Annotated in this window: 10 protein-coding genes; 7 read left to right on the forward strand and 3 right to left on the reverse strand. The window is 42.1% G+C overall.

Translation table 11 applies throughout. The annotated features are described in order from the left end of the window. The first annotated feature begins 191 nt into the window (after positions 1 to 191). The 5 genes from HUW51_RS02830 to HUW51_RS02850 all read left to right on the forward strand — a co-directional run bounded on the left by HUW51_RS02830 (position 192) and on the right by HUW51_RS02850 (position 11,572). A complete protein-coding gene (locus HUW51_RS02830; protein ID WP_185272494.1) occupies positions 192 to 2,519 on the forward strand; it encodes an NADP-dependent malic enzyme in 2,328 nt (775 codons plus the stop codon). A gap of 183 nt (positions 2,520 to 2,702) precedes the next feature. After that, positions 2,703 to 3,293: a Holliday junction branch migration protein RuvA gene (gene ruvA, locus HUW51_RS02835; protein ID WP_185272495.1), complete on the forward strand. Its 591-nt coding sequence runs from the start codon at positions 2,703 to 2,705 to the stop codon at positions 3,291 to 3,293. A gap of 21 nt (positions 3,294 to 3,314) precedes the next feature. Then, positions 3,315 to 10,607: a T9SS outer membrane translocon Sov/SprA gene (gene sov / locus HUW51_RS02840; protein ID WP_228466918.1), complete on the forward strand. Its 7,293-nt coding sequence runs from the start codon at positions 3,315 to 3,317 to the stop codon at positions 10,605 to 10,607. Positions 10,608 to 10,750: 143 nt separating this feature from the next. Beyond that, complete coding sequence (gene gcvH, locus HUW51_RS02845) at positions 10,751 to 11,131, forward strand: glycine cleavage system protein GcvH (protein ID WP_185272496.1); 381 nt, start codon at positions 10,751 to 10,753, stop codon at positions 11,129 to 11,131. Further along, on the forward strand, positions 11,132 to 11,572 hold the full coding sequence (locus HUW51_RS02850; RefSeq protein WP_185272497.1) for a VanZ family protein: 441 nt from the start codon (positions 11,132 to 11,134) through the stop codon (positions 11,570 to 11,572). Positions 11,573 to 11,613: 41 nt separating this feature from the next. Here the strand turns inward: HUW51_RS02850 and HUW51_RS02855 are convergent, their stop codons facing one another. After that, positions 11,614 to 12,603, reverse strand: a complete 990-nt coding sequence (locus HUW51_RS02855; protein WP_185272498.1) for a 2-hydroxyacid dehydrogenase — start codon at positions 12,601 to 12,603, stop codon at positions 11,614 to 11,616. 35 nt (positions 12,604 to 12,638) lie between these two features. Beyond that, positions 12,639 to 13,523 (reverse strand): YicC/YloC family endoribonuclease, encoded by an 885-nt coding sequence (locus HUW51_RS02860; RefSeq protein ID WP_185272499.1) that lies wholly within the window; start codon positions 13,521 to 13,523, stop codon positions 12,639 to 12,641. Between the two features lie 196 nt (positions 13,524 to 13,719). Here HUW51_RS02860 and HUW51_RS02865 point away from each other — a divergent pair, with 196 nt between their 5' ends. Further along, positions 13,720 to 13,974 (forward strand): hypothetical protein, encoded by a 255-nt coding sequence (locus HUW51_RS02865; RefSeq protein ID WP_185272500.1) that lies wholly within the window; start codon positions 13,720 to 13,722, stop codon positions 13,972 to 13,974. A gap of 124 nt (positions 13,975 to 14,098) precedes the next feature. Next, positions 14,099 to 14,791, forward strand: a complete 693-nt coding sequence (purQ, locus tag HUW51_RS02870) for a phosphoribosylformylglycinamidine synthase subunit PurQ (protein WP_185272501.1) — start codon at positions 14,099 to 14,101, stop codon at positions 14,789 to 14,791. A 123-nt stretch (positions 14,792 to 14,914) separates the two neighbouring features. Here purQ and HUW51_RS02875 read toward each other — a convergent pair whose 3' ends face one another. Further along, positions 14,915 to 18,178 (reverse strand): TolB-like translocation protein, encoded by a 3,264-nt coding sequence (locus HUW51_RS02875; RefSeq protein ID WP_185272502.1) that lies wholly within the window; start codon positions 18,176 to 18,178, stop codon positions 14,915 to 14,917. Positions 18,179 to 18,187 lie beyond the last annotated feature (9 nt).

The following is an 18,187-nucleotide window of genomic DNA, read 5'->3' on the forward strand; positions in this document are numbered from 1 at the left end:
ATCAGGCGTCTGTGCCTGATATTTTTATTTTATCCCTGTTGTATCAGCCAATTTTAAGTACACACTTTTGTTAGTACAATAAGTACTACAAGTAAATAGCTTAAGCCATTGCTTTTGATTAATTTTACTAATTACAAAAATCTGGTCTTGCACTTTTTTACTTACCCCAGATTCTGCTAAACTTTTCTGCTATGATTAAAATTAACAAACAAGATGCGCTTAATTATCACCAACAAGGGCAACCAGGAAAGATAGAGGTAGTCCCTACCAAAATGCTTTCGTCACAACTGGATCTAGCTTTAGCTTATTCTCCCGGAGTAGCGGAACCTTGCAAAGAAATTTCTTTAGATAAAGAAGATGCCTATAAATATACTTCTAAAGGCAATCTGGTGGGTGTTATCTCCAATGGCACCGCAGTATTGGGTTTAGGTAACATTGGCCCCGATGCTTCTAAACCGGTAATGGAAGGCAAAGGGGTATTATTTAAAAAATTTGCCGGAATAGACGTATTTGATATTGAAATTGATTGTACCGACCCAGATGAATTTATCCGGATTGTGCGCTCGCTGGAGCCTACCTTTGGCGGCATTAATTTAGAAGATATTAAAGCTCCGGAAAGCTTTAAAATTGAAGTAGCTTTAAAAGAGCAGATGAACATTCCGCTCATGCACGACGACCAGCACGGTACTGCCATTATATCGAGTGCGGCTTTGCTTAATGCGCTGGAACTGGTTAATAAAAAAATTCAGGATGTACAGATTGTAATGAACGGGGCTGGTGCCGCCGCTATCGCCTGCGCCAAACTTTACCTGGCTTTAGGTGCCAACATTAACAACATTGTAATGTTCGATAAAGATGGTATCATTAATCCGGAACGGAACGATTTAGATATTTACCGGGCGCAATTTGTAACTACCCGTAAAATTACCACATTAGCTGAGGCCATGACCGGTGCCGATGTATTTATCGGGCTTTCGGCGGGTAATGTGCTTTCGCCGGAACATGTAACCTTAATGGCTAAAAACCCCATTATTTTTGCCTTAGCTAATCCTGATCCGGAAATTGCGTACAATGTTGCCATGGCCGTGCGCGATGATTTGATTATGGCAACCGGTCGCTCAGACCATCCGAACCAGGTGAATAATGTACTTGGCTTTCCTTATATTTTTAGAGGGGCGCTGGATGTGCGGGCTACCGAAATAAACGAAGCCATGAAACTAGCCGCTGTTCATGCTTTATCGGAGTTGGCGAAAGAACCGGTGCCCGAAGTTATAAATAAAGCTTATGCTGATAAAGCTATTACTTTTGGTCGCGATTACTTGATTCCGAAACCACTCGATCCGCGTTTAATAACTACTGTTTCGCCGGCAGTTGCTAAAGCCGCAATGGACTCGGGAGTGGCTAAAACGCCTATTCAGGACTGGGTAAAATACGACCAGGAATTGCAAGAACGGATTGGCATTAATCAGAAGTTAATGAACCGGATTATTAATCAGGCGAAAACCAATCCAAAACGGATTGTTTTTGCCGAAGCGGATCATTACAAAATTTTAAAAGCTGCCCAGATTGTACAGGATCAGCATATAGCCCAGCCTATTTTATTGGGAAACCAAAAGCGGATTGAAAATTTAATTGCTGAAAACGCCTTGGATTTAGATGGCGCCATTATTATTGACCCTTCCAAAGAAATTAAAAAACGGGAAAAGTTTGCCCATATTTTGTATGAAAAGCGTAAACGTAAAGGCCTTACCCTGTACGATGCCCGCAAGCTGGTGCGAAGCCGTACGTATTTTGGCGCCTTAATGGTAGATACCGGCGAAGCAGATGCCTTAATTTCTGGCTTAACCAAAGATTACTCGCAAACCATATTACCGGCTTTGCAAGTTATTGGCGTAGAAGAAAATGTAAACCGGGTGGCGGGCATGTATATTATCCAGAACAAAAAAGAACCTTACTTTCTGGCTGATACTACGGTAAATATTAATCCCACGGCAGAGGAGCTGGTTGGCATTATCGGGCTTACCGCCCGCGCCGTCCGTTTTTTTGATGTAGAGCCACGTATGGCCATTTTATCGTATTCTAATTTTGGCTCTAATCAGGGCGAAATACCGGCAAAAACTATTCTGGCTACAAAACTAGCGAAAGAACGGTACCCCAATTTGCTTATTGATGGCGAAATGCAAGCAAATACCGCCGTGAATAAAAGTTTATTACAAGAACACTACCCTTTTAGCGAACTAGCCGACAAAGGAGCCAATACGCTTATATTCCCGGATTTAACTTCTGGCAACATTGCTTACAAATTATTGCAGGAAATTGGCGGCGCCGAAGCAATTGGCCCGATTTTGATGGGCATGCATAAACCAGTTCATATTTTACAGTTAGGATCTTCCACCCGCGATATTGTAAACATGGTAGCCATAGCCGTAGTAGATGCGCAAAATCACGAAACCCGGTACCATAACCAGAAAGCAACTTCATCGGAGGTGGTAAATAATGGGTCGGGAGCTTTAAATTAATTGGATTAGGTAATGAAATACTAGTAGTGCAGTAATAAAATCAGGGTTCTTATTTTATGCAGAACTATTTGCCTTGGATCTGCCTTTATCATTTACCTAATGGTAAAGGCTACAATTCAGTTTGTAACTAGCCGGTTTTTTAAAAATTTTACTGGTTATAACCTATACCTATAGTCAATATCTATGATTGCATACATCGACGGTAAATTAACTTATAAAGATCCCACCTTTGTTATTATTGAAGTAGGTGGCGTAGGTTATCAAATAAAAATTTCATTAAACACTTATGCTGGTTTAGCAGAAGGGGAACGTTGCAAACTATTCACCTTCCTGCACATTAAAGAAGATGCCCATACGCTCTATGGCTTTAGCGAGATGGCCGAAAAAAATATTTTCCTGCATCTTATTTCTATTTCAGGTGTGGGTCCCAATACCGGGCTCATGATTTTATCCTCTTTAAGCGTAGCCGAAATTCAGCAGGCAATTGTGCGCGAAGATGTGCGCACCATCCAACGGATTAAAGGAATTGGAGCAAAAACCGCTCAGCGATTAATCTTAGAATTAAAAGATAAATTAAAAAAAGATGTACTCGTTGATCAGGCAAACGTTTCGTTTACACCACACAATACCAACCAAAATGAAGCGTTATCTGCATTAATAACCCTAGGCTTTGCTCGAACTGTTGCCGAGAAAACGCTTGATGCCATTATTAAGCGGGAGGGCAACCACCTGACGGTGGAGGAATTGATCAAACTTGCTTTAAAATCTTCCTAAAGTAACATATTTACATTTCGCTTGAATACAAGTACACATCACGTAATTATTGCGTCTGTTGCGGTTGTTACTATGTTTGGCTGGCTTTCTGAGGCCGGAACATTAACCGGGGGTAGCGCTTTAAATATTAATGCGCTCCGCAGTTTAGTAGTTGATACCGTTATTACCGATACCACCACCAGCGAAGGCTATCGGAAATCCAGACGTCCCGACTTTCGGCCGAAAGATCGAGTAGGTGACCCATTTTCTAATCGGACATCCCGCTCTCCTATGTTGCTTAAAAATCCGGATAATGTTGACTTGAACGTTGACTTGGACGATAGCTTGAAATATTTTGAAATTAAGGAGAAAGTAGGCGATCTGAATTTTCGAAATCCTACAATAATGACGTACGAAGAGTACACCAAATTTCAACAGCAACAAGCCATCCGGAATTATTGGCGGAGCAAAGCCGAGGGAGGTGTAACCGGAGAAAAAGCTTCTGGGCGTTCTTTACTGAGCCCTAAAATACCTGTAGTTAGCCCCTTGTTCGATCGTATTTTTGGTGGCAACTTTGTCGATATTCAAACAAATGGAAATGCCGGATTAAAATTTGGCGCCCGGTTTAACCGTAACTTTAACCAATCGCTCCCGCTGCGCCGGCAACGGACTGGCGACTTTGAATTTGATCAAAATTTAGCTATTAACGTAACCGGCCGGATTGGTGAAAAACTTAAACTTAATTTTAACTGGGATACCAAAGCTAACTTTGAGTTTGAGAATAACATTAAAATGGATTATACCGGCTATGAGGAAGAAATTATCCGGAAGATTGAAGCTGGTAACGTTAGTTTGCCTTTAAATAACAGTTTGGTTACTGGTGCCCAAAACTTGTTTGGGGTAAAGGCCCAGTTACAGTTCGGTAAATTAGGGGTAACCACGGTTATGTCGAATGTGCGGGGCCGCACGGATCAGATTAATATTCAGAATGGAGCACAGAACCGGCCTTTTGAAATAAAAATAGACCAATACGAGCGCGACCGGCATTATTTTTTGTCGCAGTTTTTCCGCGACCGTTATGATCGTTCTTTGCGCGATTTACCCCAACTTAAATCCGGTATTACCATCCGGCGGCTTGAAGTTTACATCACCAACGATAACCGGCAAACCGAAAACCTGCGCAACGTAGTAACCTTAATGGACTTAGCGGAGGCTGATACTGCTAAAATTTACCGGGATGTATTTGCTAAAACTGGCACTGCGCCAACGGTACCTGCCAGTAACGATGCTAATACTTTGTTTAGCCGAATAAGTAATTTCCGGGATAATAATACCGTAGACGAGCAATTACAAAGTTTAACTCCAGGATTTCAAAAAAACGTAGACTTTGAGCACGTTCGGGCCCGGCGTTTAGATCCGAAGGAATATAATTTTAGCCCGGAGTTAGGTTACATCTCCCTGAATATACAAATGCTGCCCGAGCAGGTATTGGGCGTAGCTTACGAATACACCTATAATGGCCGCGTGTACCGGGTAGGCGAATTGCAGGACGATTACCAGAACGTTGGTGATAATCAAGTGATTTTTTTAAAAATGCTCAAATCTACCAATCCAGCTTTAGGGTTGCCGACCTGGGATTTGATGATGAAAAACGTGTATTCGCTGAATGCCAACCAGGTAACCCGCGAAGGATTTCAGTTGAAAATTATCTACAAAGACGATGAGACTGGCGTAGATATTACCAGCTTAAAAGAAGGTCAAAATATTAAAGACGTTCCGCTAGTTGAAGTTTTTAATCTGGATAAAGTAAATACCAATAATGACGCCCCCGCCGATGGGAACTTCGACTTTTTAACCGGTTTAACCATCGACCCCGAAAATGGCCGCATTTACTTTCCCGAAGTAGAACCCTTTGGCTCTTACCTGCAAAGTAAGTTTGCACCCGGCGAAGAAAATATAGCTCAGAAGTACGTGTTTCAGGAGTTGTATGAACAAACTCAAAGTGATGCGCAGCAAGTTACCAGTAAAGCTAAGTTTTTCCTGAAAGGACGCTACCAAGCCAGTTCCACCGACGAAATTGCTTTGCCCGGCATTCAGGTAGCTGAAGGTTCGGTTCGGGTACGGTCCGGAGGAAATTTGCTAACCGAAGGGGTTGATTACCGGGTAGATTATGCTTTGGCCCGCGTCAAAATTTTAAATCCAAGCTATCTAAATTCGGCGAGCAACCTGAGCGTAGAATTTGAGAAAGCCGAGATAATTAACCCGCAACCGCGGGCATTGGTTGGTACCCGCCTAGATTATGCTTTAAACCGGGATATTGGTTTAGGAGCCACCATCTTACATCTCGGCGAAACTCCTTACAATAACAACCGGGTAAGCCTCGGCGACGAACCTTCTAACAATACCATCTACGGGTTAGATATAAATTTAAAAAAAGAATCGCGCCTATTAACTACCCTTACCGACAAACTCCCTTTTATTGAAACCAAAGAGCCTTCGGCTTTTGCTTTCAACGCCGAGTTTGCGCAACTACTACCCGCTAAAGCAAAATTAAAAGGCGAAGATGGGGTTTCTTACATCGATGATTTTGAAGGGGCCGAGTCTTCTTACTCTTTATCCAGCAGCAGTAACACGAATAACTGGCGTTTGGCAGCCACGCCGGCTCCCTTAATTAATGGCCGAACTGGTCTGGCTTATGCCAATAACCGGGCACACCTGGCTTGGTATACGATTGACCAAGGCGTATATTACCGTAACGGACCGCAGCATCCAAGAAACATTTCGGACGCCGATTTGCGAAACCATTATATCCGGGGTATTAACCGGAAAGAAATATTCCCGAACCGCGATTTAGATGCGGTAAACAACTACGAATATCCTTTCGACATAGCCTTTTATCCTGCCGAGCGGGGGCAGTATAACTACAACCAAGGCGTAAGCGCTGACGGTAAATTTCTGCCGAACCGGAATAACCCGGTTGATAACTGGGGCGGTATTAGCCGCGAAATAACCTTTGATACCGATTTTGATAATGCTAATATTGAGTATCTGGAATTCTGGATGATGGATCCATTCCTGAAAGTAACAAACCCCAATACGCAACTAGCAGATATTAACGATGATGAAGGCACAAATTCAAGAGCCAATACCACCGGAGGTGAATTAATATTTAACTTAGGAAACGTATCGGAAGATTTATTAAAAGATCAAAACCGCTACGAGTTCGAAAACGGATTACCAACCGAAAATTTTACCGGTAATATTGCCACTACACCCAAACCCGATACGGACCGCACTCCCTGGGGAGTAGTAACGCGGCGGCAGTTTTTAACCGATGCTTTTGATAATACTTCTGGTAGCCGCCAGTTTCAGGATATAGGTTTAGAAGGACTAAACGACACTGAAGAAAAACAATTTTTTGCTGGGGTATACCAACAATTAGCTGACCCCTCGAACGATAATTTTAAACACCATTTAAATCAGGATTATGATAACCGCAATGTTAAAGTACTTGGCCGGTACAAATACTTTAACGGTATGGAAGGTAACTCTGTTGAAAACAGCGTAGAAGCCGCCTACCCTTACCCGGATAAAGAAGATTTAAATAAAGATAATATTGTATCGGATGTAGAACGCTACTACGAATACAAAATTGATTTACGCCCGGGCAAATTAGAAGTAGGCCAAAACTACATTGTAGACAGGGTGGATACCACCGTAAGCGGCGATAAAGTTTCCTGGTATTTATTCCGGATTCCGGTTCGCCAACCTACCGGCAACGTTAATAACATGCAGGGCTTTAAATCTATCCGGTTTATGCGCATGTACTTAACTCAGTTTCAGGAACCAGTAGTACTCCGTACAGTACAGATGCAATTTGTATCCAATCAATGGCGTAAATACTTGGGTTCTGTGTCGGAAGGAGGAGTACCATGTACCGGCAATTGCGATACCGATGTAGATAATTTTACTGTTTCTACGGTAAACCTCGAAGAAAACGGCGAAGCGGATCCGGGTAATATTAAATACGTGATACCACCAGGTATTTATCGCCAGTTTGATAACTCTTCGGTTACTACCCGCCGGCAAAACGAACAATCGCTGCAAATTTGCGTGGATAACTTAAAAGACTCTTTTGGTAAAGCCGTTTACAAAAACGTTACCATGGATATGCTTATTTATAAACGTTTAAAGTTATTCATACATGCGCAAAGCTTAAACGGCAGCACCCGCGACGACGAAGTAAGGGCCTTTATCCGGATTGGTACTGATTACACGCAAAACTACTACGAATACTCTTTACCTTTAAAAATTACCCGGAATGGGGAAATCAACGAGCAGGAAATCTGGAAGGTAGAGAATATGATTGATGTAGCCTTTCAGGATTTTATTAACGCGAAATCTGCCCGCAACCAGGCCCAGGCCAGTATTTTGCAACCATACAAAGTAGATCTAGAAAATGGTCGTCAGATAGTAGTAGTGGGTAACCCGGATTTTAGTTCGGTGCAAGGCATTATGATGGGCGTTCTTAACCCAAGATCTCCCGATCGGGCCGATAAATCGTTTTGTATCTGGGCTGATGAATTGCGCGTAGCTGATTTTGATAAGAAAGCCGGTTGGGCGGCAAATGCCCGCGCCAATTTAAAATTAGCCGATTTAGCTAATATCTCGGCAACCGGTTCGTATACTACCGTTGGCTTTGGTGGTTTGCAGGAAAAAATTGCGCAACGGGCCCGGGCTAATACCGCTCAGTTTGATGTAAATGCCAATATTGCGGCAGATAAATTCTTACCCGAAAATTTAGGCATTCGCATTCCGGTTGCTGTGCAGTACGGCAAGGCCACCCAGGAACCGCGCTACGATCCCTTAGATCCGGATACGCCCCTGGAGCAATCTTTAAAGAAGTTTGCCAACGATAAGGACCGACAGGAATACCGGAAAGAAGTTATTAATCAAACTACAACCAAAAGTTTTAACTTACTAAATGTCCGGAAAGAGAAAACCGATCCGGACTCTAAATCTCGCCCGTACGATATCGAGAACCTGTCGCTTTCTTATGCTTACAGCGAACTGTTGCATACAGATATATTCACGGATCGGGATTTAACTAAAACGTATACCGGCGGTTTGGCTTACGCCTTTAATGGTGCGCCTAAAAACTATACTCCGCTAAGTAAAGTGGCGGCCTTAAAATCGCCGTATTTAAAATTCTTACAAGAATTTAACTTTACTCCGTTACCGAGCCGGGTTGCTTTCCGGGCCGACTTAGACCGGCGGTATAACGAATTGTTCCTGCAGCGCCGTCTTAACCCAAATGAAACGCCGGTACCCTTAGATCCGAAATATGCCACTTTTCAGAAGACTTTTTTCTTTAACCGGGTTTATGATATTAAATGGGATTTAACCAAAAGCTTATCTTTTGATTATACTGCCACTAACCGCTCGGTGGTAGATGAGCCGGATGGCAGAATTAACCGCCACGATGAAGACCCGTTAGTCCGGGAAAGAAGTAACGAAATTTGGCGCAATCTTTATAAAGGTGGCCGTACCACCAACTTTGATCAATCAGCAGCCGTAACTTACCGCTTGCCACTCGATAAATTTCCGTTAACTGACTGGGTTAGCGCTGATGTACGTTACGCGGCCGGATATACCTGGACATCAGGATCTACCGTATTGTTGAGCGATTCGCTCGGTTTAGGTAATACCATCCAGAATAACAGCGATGCCAGTGCTACTGGTAAAGTAGATTTATTACGCTTGTACAATAAGGTAAAATTCTTAAAAGCAATTAACGAAGCTACGCCCAACGCCGGTGCCCGCCCACCACAACCAGCAGCACCAGGCACAGAGGCCGCGCAAGATACTACCGAGAAAAAGCCCGAGCTAAGGGCCTTAAAAGCAACGCTTAAAGTATTAATGGCTGTGCAATCCGTTAATTTTACTTACCAGTTAACGCGAGGCAATTTAGTGCCGGGCTATCTACCTAAATCTAAATTCCTGGGCTTCGACGAAGGTTTTAATGCTCCGGGCTTGCCTTTTATTTTAGGTAAGCAATTTGAGTTAAGTGATTTGTATGATCTTATTTACCGGAACGGTTGGTATACCCAAAACAGTCATTTATTAAACACGGCGTTTAGCGGCTTACGAACCGAAAATTTCTCGGCCCGGACCAATGTGGTACCTTTTAAAAACTTTAACATCCAGGTAGAAGCTCGCCGGGAACGTTCGGATATTGAAGAAGCTTTTTATCGCTTATCCGTTGATGAAGCCACCGGAGAGCCAATTAGTACCACCCCAGAATTGCAGAACCCCTACCACACTGGTTCTTTTAGCACTTCCATTATATCGTTAGGTACCATGTTCGAAAGCAAACGGGGCAATAGCTCGCAGGCATTTGATAATTTTATAAAATACCGGTCTACTATTGCGCCCCGGTTAGGTGCCGCCAACCCCGATAAAACGGGTACTTACACCAAAAATTCGCAGGATGTTTTAATACCGGCTTTTATATATGCTTATACTGGTAAGGATATTAACACGTATGATCCAACAACCAAAGCAGGCCGGTCTACCAATTTGTTTAAAAGCATTCCGTTGCCCAACTGGCGTTTAGATTATAATGGCTTAGCAGAACTGCCATTTATTAAACAGTATTTTAGCTCGTTTACCTTGGCGCACGCTTACAGCTCGGTGTATAGCATTAACAACTTTGCTACTTCGCTTAAATACAACACCGAGCCAGAATCCGGTTTCTCAACGGTTAAAAACGAGCGAAATGAGTTTGAGCCGTATTACGTTATTAGTCAATTAACAATCATGGAGCGCTTAACTCCTTTGTTGGGTATTAATTTTAAAACCCAGAAAAATGTAATTGGCCGCTTAGAATATCGCACCGAACGCAACCTGGCCTTGAATATGGCTACCAATGCCCAGGTTACCGAAGTGGGTATCAGAGATTACGTAATAGGCTTAGGTTATGCTACCACTAACTTCCGGGTTCCTTTTAAAATCAACGGCGAACGCATTGTTCTTAAAAATGAGTTAAATGCCCGCTTTGACTTTACTTTACGCGATAACATCACTATTCAACGTTCCATAATTAGCGATACTACGGGTACTGGTGGCGGCTTTGAATTAGAGCGTAGCTTAAACGAACCCACCAATGGCACCAAGCAAATTCAAATTAAACCAACCATTGATTATACGGTAAATCAAAAATTAAACATCCAGTTTTATTTTACCAGGGTAGTATCGGAACCTAAAATATCCAGTTCGTTTAAAAATACAGTTTCGGAAGGTGGCATTCAGTTACGTTACAGCTTGTCGCAATAAATAAAACATTATTTTAAAAATTAGGTATTATGGTAAGGCTGTAAATTAGCCAGGCAAGTAAAGTTAAATTCTTATTATATTTGCTTCAGCACCCTGATATAGAAGCTCTGAAATTAAATAAACACCTAAACCTGAAACTAAAGATGAATTTACCACAGGACCTCCGGTATACGAAAGATCATGAATGGGTTCGTATTGAAGGAGATATAGCCTTTGTTGGCATTACTGATTTTGCGCAAAGCGAACTAGGGGATATTGTGTATGTAGATATTGACACCCTGGATAAACAAGTAAACAAAGAAGAAGTATTTGGCACCGTAGAAGCGGTAAAAACCGTTTCGGATTTATTTAGTCCCCTTACGGGTACTGTACTGGAAGTTAACCCAAAGCTGGATTCTAACCCCGAAATGGTAAATTCTGATCCGTATGGCCAGGGTTGGATGATAAAATTGGCTATTACGGACACCAGTGAAATTGAAGAACTATTAACCGCTGAAGCTTACGGCGACTTAGTTGGGGCTTAAATGAATTTTAAAAAACAAAGCGCCGGCCTTATTTCGCCAGGTACTGGTACGCTGGCGCTTTTATTACCTTATATACCGGCTGTTATTTGGGCTAGTATTATACTGGTATTAACTTTATTACCGCCGCAAGCTTTGCCTAAAGTTCCGGATTGGAGCCTTATCAGTATAAATTCGCTGGCGCACCTGTTTGTATTTTTAATTTGGTCTTTTCTAATACTATTTGGCTACTATCGTTCTAAGTCAAATCTGGTTACCCGAAATATCAACAGCATTATAATTACTTTACTTTTGGCAGTAAGTTACGGCGCGCTGATTGAGTTATTACAGGGTTTAATGCGGTTAGGCCGCCAGCCCGATATCGCTGACATTTACTTTAACACCATTGGAGCCGTGCTGGGTATTATCTTTTTTTATCTGGTAAAAAAGTATTTTAAAATATAAGCCCATCCTATTAAAAGCAGTAAACAATTAGCTGCCTAAAATTAAAATAAAGCATTTTTTAAATTTTTATCCTGCGCAAAATCGGTGATGTTTTGCAGGGTTACTTCGGCGATGTTGTGCATGGCATTTTGCGTAAAAAAAGCTTGATGCCCCGTAATTAGCACATTAGGGAAAGCCAATAAACGGGTAAATACATCGTCCTGTATTACTTTATCGGATAAATCTTCAAAAAATAAATCGCCTTCTTCTTCGTACACATCTAATCCAAGGTAGCCGATTTGTCCGTGCTTTAAACCTTCAATAACCGCTACGGTATCAATCAGCGCACCCCGGCTGGTATTAATCAGCATTACTCCCGGTTTTACCTGGGCTAAAGTAGTTTCGTTAATCAGGTGAAACGTATCTGCTGTAAGTGGGCAATGCAAAGAAATAATATCGGACTCAGCGTAAATGGTAGCCAGATCGGTAAAATTAATACCTATTTCTTCGCATTCGGGCGACTGCACGATATCGTAACCTAAAACGCGGCAACCCAAACCTTTAAAAATGCGAGCAGTAGCAAAACCGATTTTCCCTAAGCCAATGAGCCCGACCGTTTTGCCGTGTAAATCAAACCCCATTAAACCATTCAACGAAAAGTTGCCTTCGCGTACCCGATTGTAAGCCCGATGCGTTTTGCGATTAAGCGTAAGCACCAAAGCTAAGGTATGCTCGGCCACTGAATACGGTGAATAAGACGGTACCCGCACCACTTTTAAATTATGTTTTTGAGCTGCTGTTAAATCTACGTGGTTAAAACCTGCAGATCGTAGGGCCAGCAATTTTACGTTTAAGTCGGCTAACTGTTGAATTACCGGGGCACTGGCTTCATCATTTACAAAAATGCAAACTGCCTCGAACCCTCGGGCTAACACGGCGGTATCGGCATGCAAGGGTACATCCAAAAAGTGGAGTTCGTGCCCGAAAGATTGGTTTAATTCTTCAAAAAAATGCTTATCGTAAGGTTTGGCACTAAAGAATACTATTCGCATCGGATCAGCCGGCTTAAATTTTAAAAATTTAAAATTTACAAAATGTTATTCAGTTGCTCTTTTATCTTTTCCAGTTCTTCTTTCATTTCTACCACAAACCTTTGAATAGTGGCATCGTTGGCCTTTGAACCAATGGTGTTAATTTCGCGGCCAATTTCCTGCGAGATAAAGCCTAATTTTTTACCGGTTGGTTCGGGCAAATACACTGTTTCGGTAAAGTAATGTAAGTGGTTGATTAATCTTACTTTTTCTTCGGCAATGTCCAGCTTTTCGATAAAATAAATCATTTCCTGCTCAAACCTGTTCTCGTTAAACAGCTCGGAGGTATTAATTTCGGCGAGGTGACTGCGGAGCCGGTTCCGGATATGCTCTATCCGGATGGGGTCTTGCTTATCAATTTCTGCCAGCAAAATCCGGATGCGATCAATGTAAGTCATTATTTCGGCTGTAAGCGCTTTGCCTTCGTCTACCCGGAAATTATTAAAATTTTGCAGAGCTTCTGTTAATACTTCCTGCACTTCGTCCCAGCTTATCGCCTCATTTTCTTCTTCGGTGCCGGAACCTTGCTGCACTACTTCGGGCATTTGCAGGGCCAACCGGAATAATTCATTTTTATTAGCCCCAACCCGGTCTGCTGCTAATTCTAATTCGGTATAATACAACTGTAATAATTCGGTATTTATAAAATTGCGGGTTTTAGCCAAGCGGGAACGCGTAAAATCAATCGTTAGATTTATTTTGCCCCGGATCAAATTCTTACTTAATGTATTCCGGATTTCGTGTTCCTTATCGGCTAAAAAGCGCGGAATCCGAACCGACAGATCCATACTTTTAGAATTTAAGGATTTTATTTCCACGGAGATAGCATACTGTTCGGTTTCTTTCTGGGCCAAGCCGTAGCCCGTCATTGATTTTAGCATTCGTACTATTTTAAGTAATCCAAGTAAAGGTCAAAGTTACAGGATTAAGTAATGTTTATATTTTTATTTTTTATTTGCATTCCCCCCATTTTACCCGATTTTTAAAATTTGGTTTTTGCCAAACTGGAAACTAATTTTGCATTAAAATCCTTATTTCAGTGCGCTACAAGGTAAAGCGAAAGAATTAGTATTTACAATGAGATTAAATTCTTATAAAACTCTGAAGACGAAGTGCGGCAAAGAGTTTGATAAAGACCTACTAAAAGTAATGGCCTTTACTACCAAAAACGTGAAGTATTCCCACATTACGTATACTATTTACAAAACCGAGTCAGAAAATTATATTTATTGCTCTCATAAGTATGATGCGGTTACCGATTTTATTACGGTTGATTGTGAAATTATTAGTGAGCAGGAAGCAATGGCTCACTTAAATAAAACCAGTTCTTAACACGAAAACATTAAAATTAGCTGGCTACTTTTACCAAGTAGCCTTTTTGTTTTTCCGGATATTCTATAACACATTAACTCAGATGAGTTATTTTAATGCGGTTTAAAACCCTTATATTTGTCTCATGAAATTTGGAGTAGTAATTTTTCCAGGCTCTAACTGCGATCAGGATGTGATTGAAGTTTTAAGCCGCACGTCGCATAAACCTGTAGCGCGCCTCTGGCACAAAGATCATGACCTGCAGAACTGTGATTTTATAGTTTTACCGGGTGGTTTTTCTTACGGCGATTATTTACGCTCCGGTGCTATTGCCCGGTTCTCCCCTATTATGCAGGAAGTAATTGCCCATGCTAACAAAGGCGGCTATGTGTTAGGCATATGCAACGGTTTTCAAATTTTAACCGAGGCCGGTTTATTACCGGGAGCTTTACTACGCAACATTGAGCAAAAGTTTATTTGCAAGAATGTGTTCATAAAACCCGAAACCAATACCTTATTGCCTACCCGGCACCTGGATGTAAACAAAGCTTATAAAATTCCGGTGGCGCACGGCGAAGGTCGTTTTTTTGCAGATGCCGATACGTTAAAACAGTTAAATGACAACGAGCAAGTCATGTTCCGGTACAGCGACGAAAACGCTAATACCGATGCTTGTTTTAATTGCAATGGCAGCCTGGAGAGTATTGCGGGTATTAGCAATGCCGGTAAAAATGTATTTGGTATGATGCCTCACCCCGAGCGTGCCGCCGACCCGGATTTAGGAAACTTGGCAGGTTTATCTATTTTTGAATCTATTATGGATAGTGTTCCAGCTTAGCAGAGCAGTAATGCTTAGGCAACAGGATAATTAAAAATTCTATATCCGTTTATATTCTGTTAAAATAAAAAGCTCCTGGTTTAACCAACCAGGAGCTTTTTATTTTAACAGAATTTTAAAAATTTAAAAATCGTAACCCAAAGTAACGTATACCACCGGACCGGTGCTTCTAAAGTTTTCCTGGCCCCAAGCTACATCGGCTTTGCCATACACCCCTAACAAGGTAGTACGGGCACCAACACCATAACCAAACAAGAATGGATTACGGTAATTAACCACCGTAGCCTGGAATGGGTTGGTATTAAAGTCGCCTTGTTTACCACCTAGCACTTGCGTGTTGTACGAGTTTTTCCGGTTAAAAGGACTTACCCCGGTATAAGCAGAACCGATATCGGTAAAGCCGGTAAACTGCAGATTGCGGAAAAACCCGGAACCAATCGGTGTATCTTTAAATAAATACTGCACAATCGGAATTCTTAACTCCGAATTTAATAATAAAGCCGAGGTACCATTCCGGGCGTTGTATTTAAAACCCCGCATGTTGGTAGCAAATTGCAGGAAAAACAACTCTGCGGGCCGGGGTGGAGTACCGTTGTAAATATTAGGTCCGTCATCGTCGTAAGACGAGAACAGCCAGTTATCCATCCCACCCAGTATAAAGCGATTCGGCGAAGGCCCAAAATAATGGCCGTAAGTTAACCGGTTAGCAAAAACAATTTGCCGGTGCACTTTTTGGTAATGCCGCAAATCAAGGTAAAACTTATTAAATCCTTCTTCTTTTCTATCTAAACCTTTTAAAGCCATAATGCCCGCTTTCATACGGGTACCTTCGTACATGTTTACTCCCATAGTTACGGAGTTATCAAACACAACTTCGGCCCCACCACCGGCAAAATTCATGACGCTATCGGCTTCGGCTAAAATATTGGTAACCGCATATTTGGTATGCACAAACTTAGGCAACACCCGAACGCTTAAGCTATGAGTAAGCGGATAAATTAGCGCCGGGGTAAACTCATGCCGGCCATACCGCAAATCTTTACTTTGGTATGAGGTAAAAATGCTTTGTTTTTGATACGATACCCGCAAATCATAACGGTGTTTCAAGTTGCTGTACTCGGCGTAAAAGTTACTCGACCGTAAATCTGTTACTAAAAACACCCCACCCCGAATCCGGTGATCTTCGAACATATCCGACATACCCACTTCGGCTACCAAACCAAAGCCCATTAATGGGTCCTGATACACCGAAGTAACTAGTTTATTGATACTAAACCGCAAATCGTATTTTACAGGCCCGGCTAATTGTACGGCTTCGTTGGTTTGTACGAGTGCATTTTGGTTTGCGCGAGCTCCTGTAATTGACCTAGGCCGGGCGGGCTTTTGCTGATCGGTTTCAAACTCGTAATTACGGGTATCTACCGCTTTGTCTTTGGCAACTGCTTTATCCGGGGTATTTGTGGCTTGAGTAGTGTCGGCAGGTGCGGGTGCCGTTTGCGGTGTTTCTTTTGGCGTAGTTGCCGTTACCGCCGGGCGAATAGAGCGCTGCTCCAACGTTTGCTGCCGCACTGTTTTAAAATCCGGATTGGGCTGAAAACTAAAATTAGGAAAAAGGTACACAAAATCGCGGTCGCGGTCGGCGGCGACAAACGTAAGCATACTATTATTGGGGTTATAATCGTAGCTTTTAATATTTTGCTGATAAGCCGAAACTCTTTCGTTTTGCCCGGAAGCCAGATTATACCGATACAACGAACGGACGCCGGTTTCTTCGCCTAAATACAAAAAGCTTTGTTCATCTAAAGGCCTAGGGCTGGTTTCGTTAGAAATAGAACGGGTAAGCTGCTTAAATGCAAAGCCAGTTTTTTCTAAATCGTAGTAATAAATATCAAAATTGTTAACTACTTTATCGAACTGCGGCACTACCGAACCCGTGGAATCCAGGAAGCGGTTAGAAGAAAACAACAATCCTTTGTTTCCTTTCATAAAAACTACGTTGCGGTCGTCGTAAATATCGTTGGTTATTTGTTCGGCTTTACGGCCCCGGTACAAATAAATATCACTTTTACCATCGCGCACGGCACTCATTACCAGCATTTTTCCGTCGTCGGAGTAATCCATGTCTAAAATCTGGGTAAATTGGTTTAGAGCGCCATCGGGCTTACCAATAATCGATTTTATAACTTTTGAAATTGAAAAATTACGTCGGTCCAGGTAATAACTGGATAAGGTAACCACGCCGCGTTTTATTTCGGCAATTCCTAACTGCGTGTTCGATTTCCATGCCAACAAGGGCATTTTAGTATCTATCTGCTGATCGGGCGTTTTGTATCCGCCTTTCTTGATGTTAGTGATGCGCCGTTTGGCAATATCGTAGAGCTTAATTTCGTATTGGCCGCGGTCATTTTCTACGTAAGCCATTTTGGTACCATTGGGGGTAAATACCGGCTCGGTGTAAATATTATCTTTGCGGTTTTTCCGGAATAACTGGCGGTTTGCATCTACCGTGGTTAAGCGCGAACTGGTTTGCGAATTCATTTGCAGGTAGTAGCTATTCCAGTCGCGGATAAAGCGCCGGTAAGGAATGTTTAAACTACTGGAAATACCAATTTCTACGTCGCGGGTGATACGGGTTAAATTTAAAATATTCTGGATAGAAGTGTAACCGTACCGTTCGGTAATGTAATTCCAGACGGCTTGCCCCGCTAACTGCTGGTTCCGGACAAACAAGGCTTCCGGCTTTTTATTTTTGGTTTTAATAACCATATCGCGCATGTAATTATCCATGTCTACGTTCCAGCCTTCGGTAATGTAAGTAGCGGCTCCGGTTATAAACCAATCGGGCAATTTCAATAAATAACTGCTTTGCAATACTTCTTTTAAGCTGCCTCCGTACATCATATCGTTCAGGAGCAGCATGGTAATATTATAGCTGATATTTTTCTTAAACCGGGTTTGGGTACCATCAAAGGCCAACTCTACCTTATTTTTTAAAAACATGGTTTCGCCACCGGTTTGGTAACGGTCATCGTTCAGGCCAATATTACTTTGGCGCATGTCGGCAATGGAGTTGTACAGGATTAAGGTGGTTTTGGAGTAAGGATAATACCCGATAATACTGGTAATACGCTTTAATTCCTTTTCGGCATATTCAGCGGTATTAATAGCAGCTTGCTTGCCACCGGTATAAAAATAAACGTTAAAATTTTGCGTGCTATAAAACTGCCAGTCGAAACTCTTGTACTGAATGCGGTTCTTGCCAAAGGCATCCTGCCCTACCATTTGGTTCTGGGCCTGGGTGGTTAAATTAAAAAAAATTACTCCTATTGCCAGCAGAAATACTTTTTGCCAATAAAAAGTAAAAGCGTGTTTAAAAGTACTATTCATATGAAAGAA

It is taken from the genome of Adhaeribacter swui (assembly GCF_014217805.1).
GTDB lineage: Bacteria > Bacteroidota > Bacteroidia > Cytophagales > Hymenobacteraceae > Adhaeribacter > Adhaeribacter swui.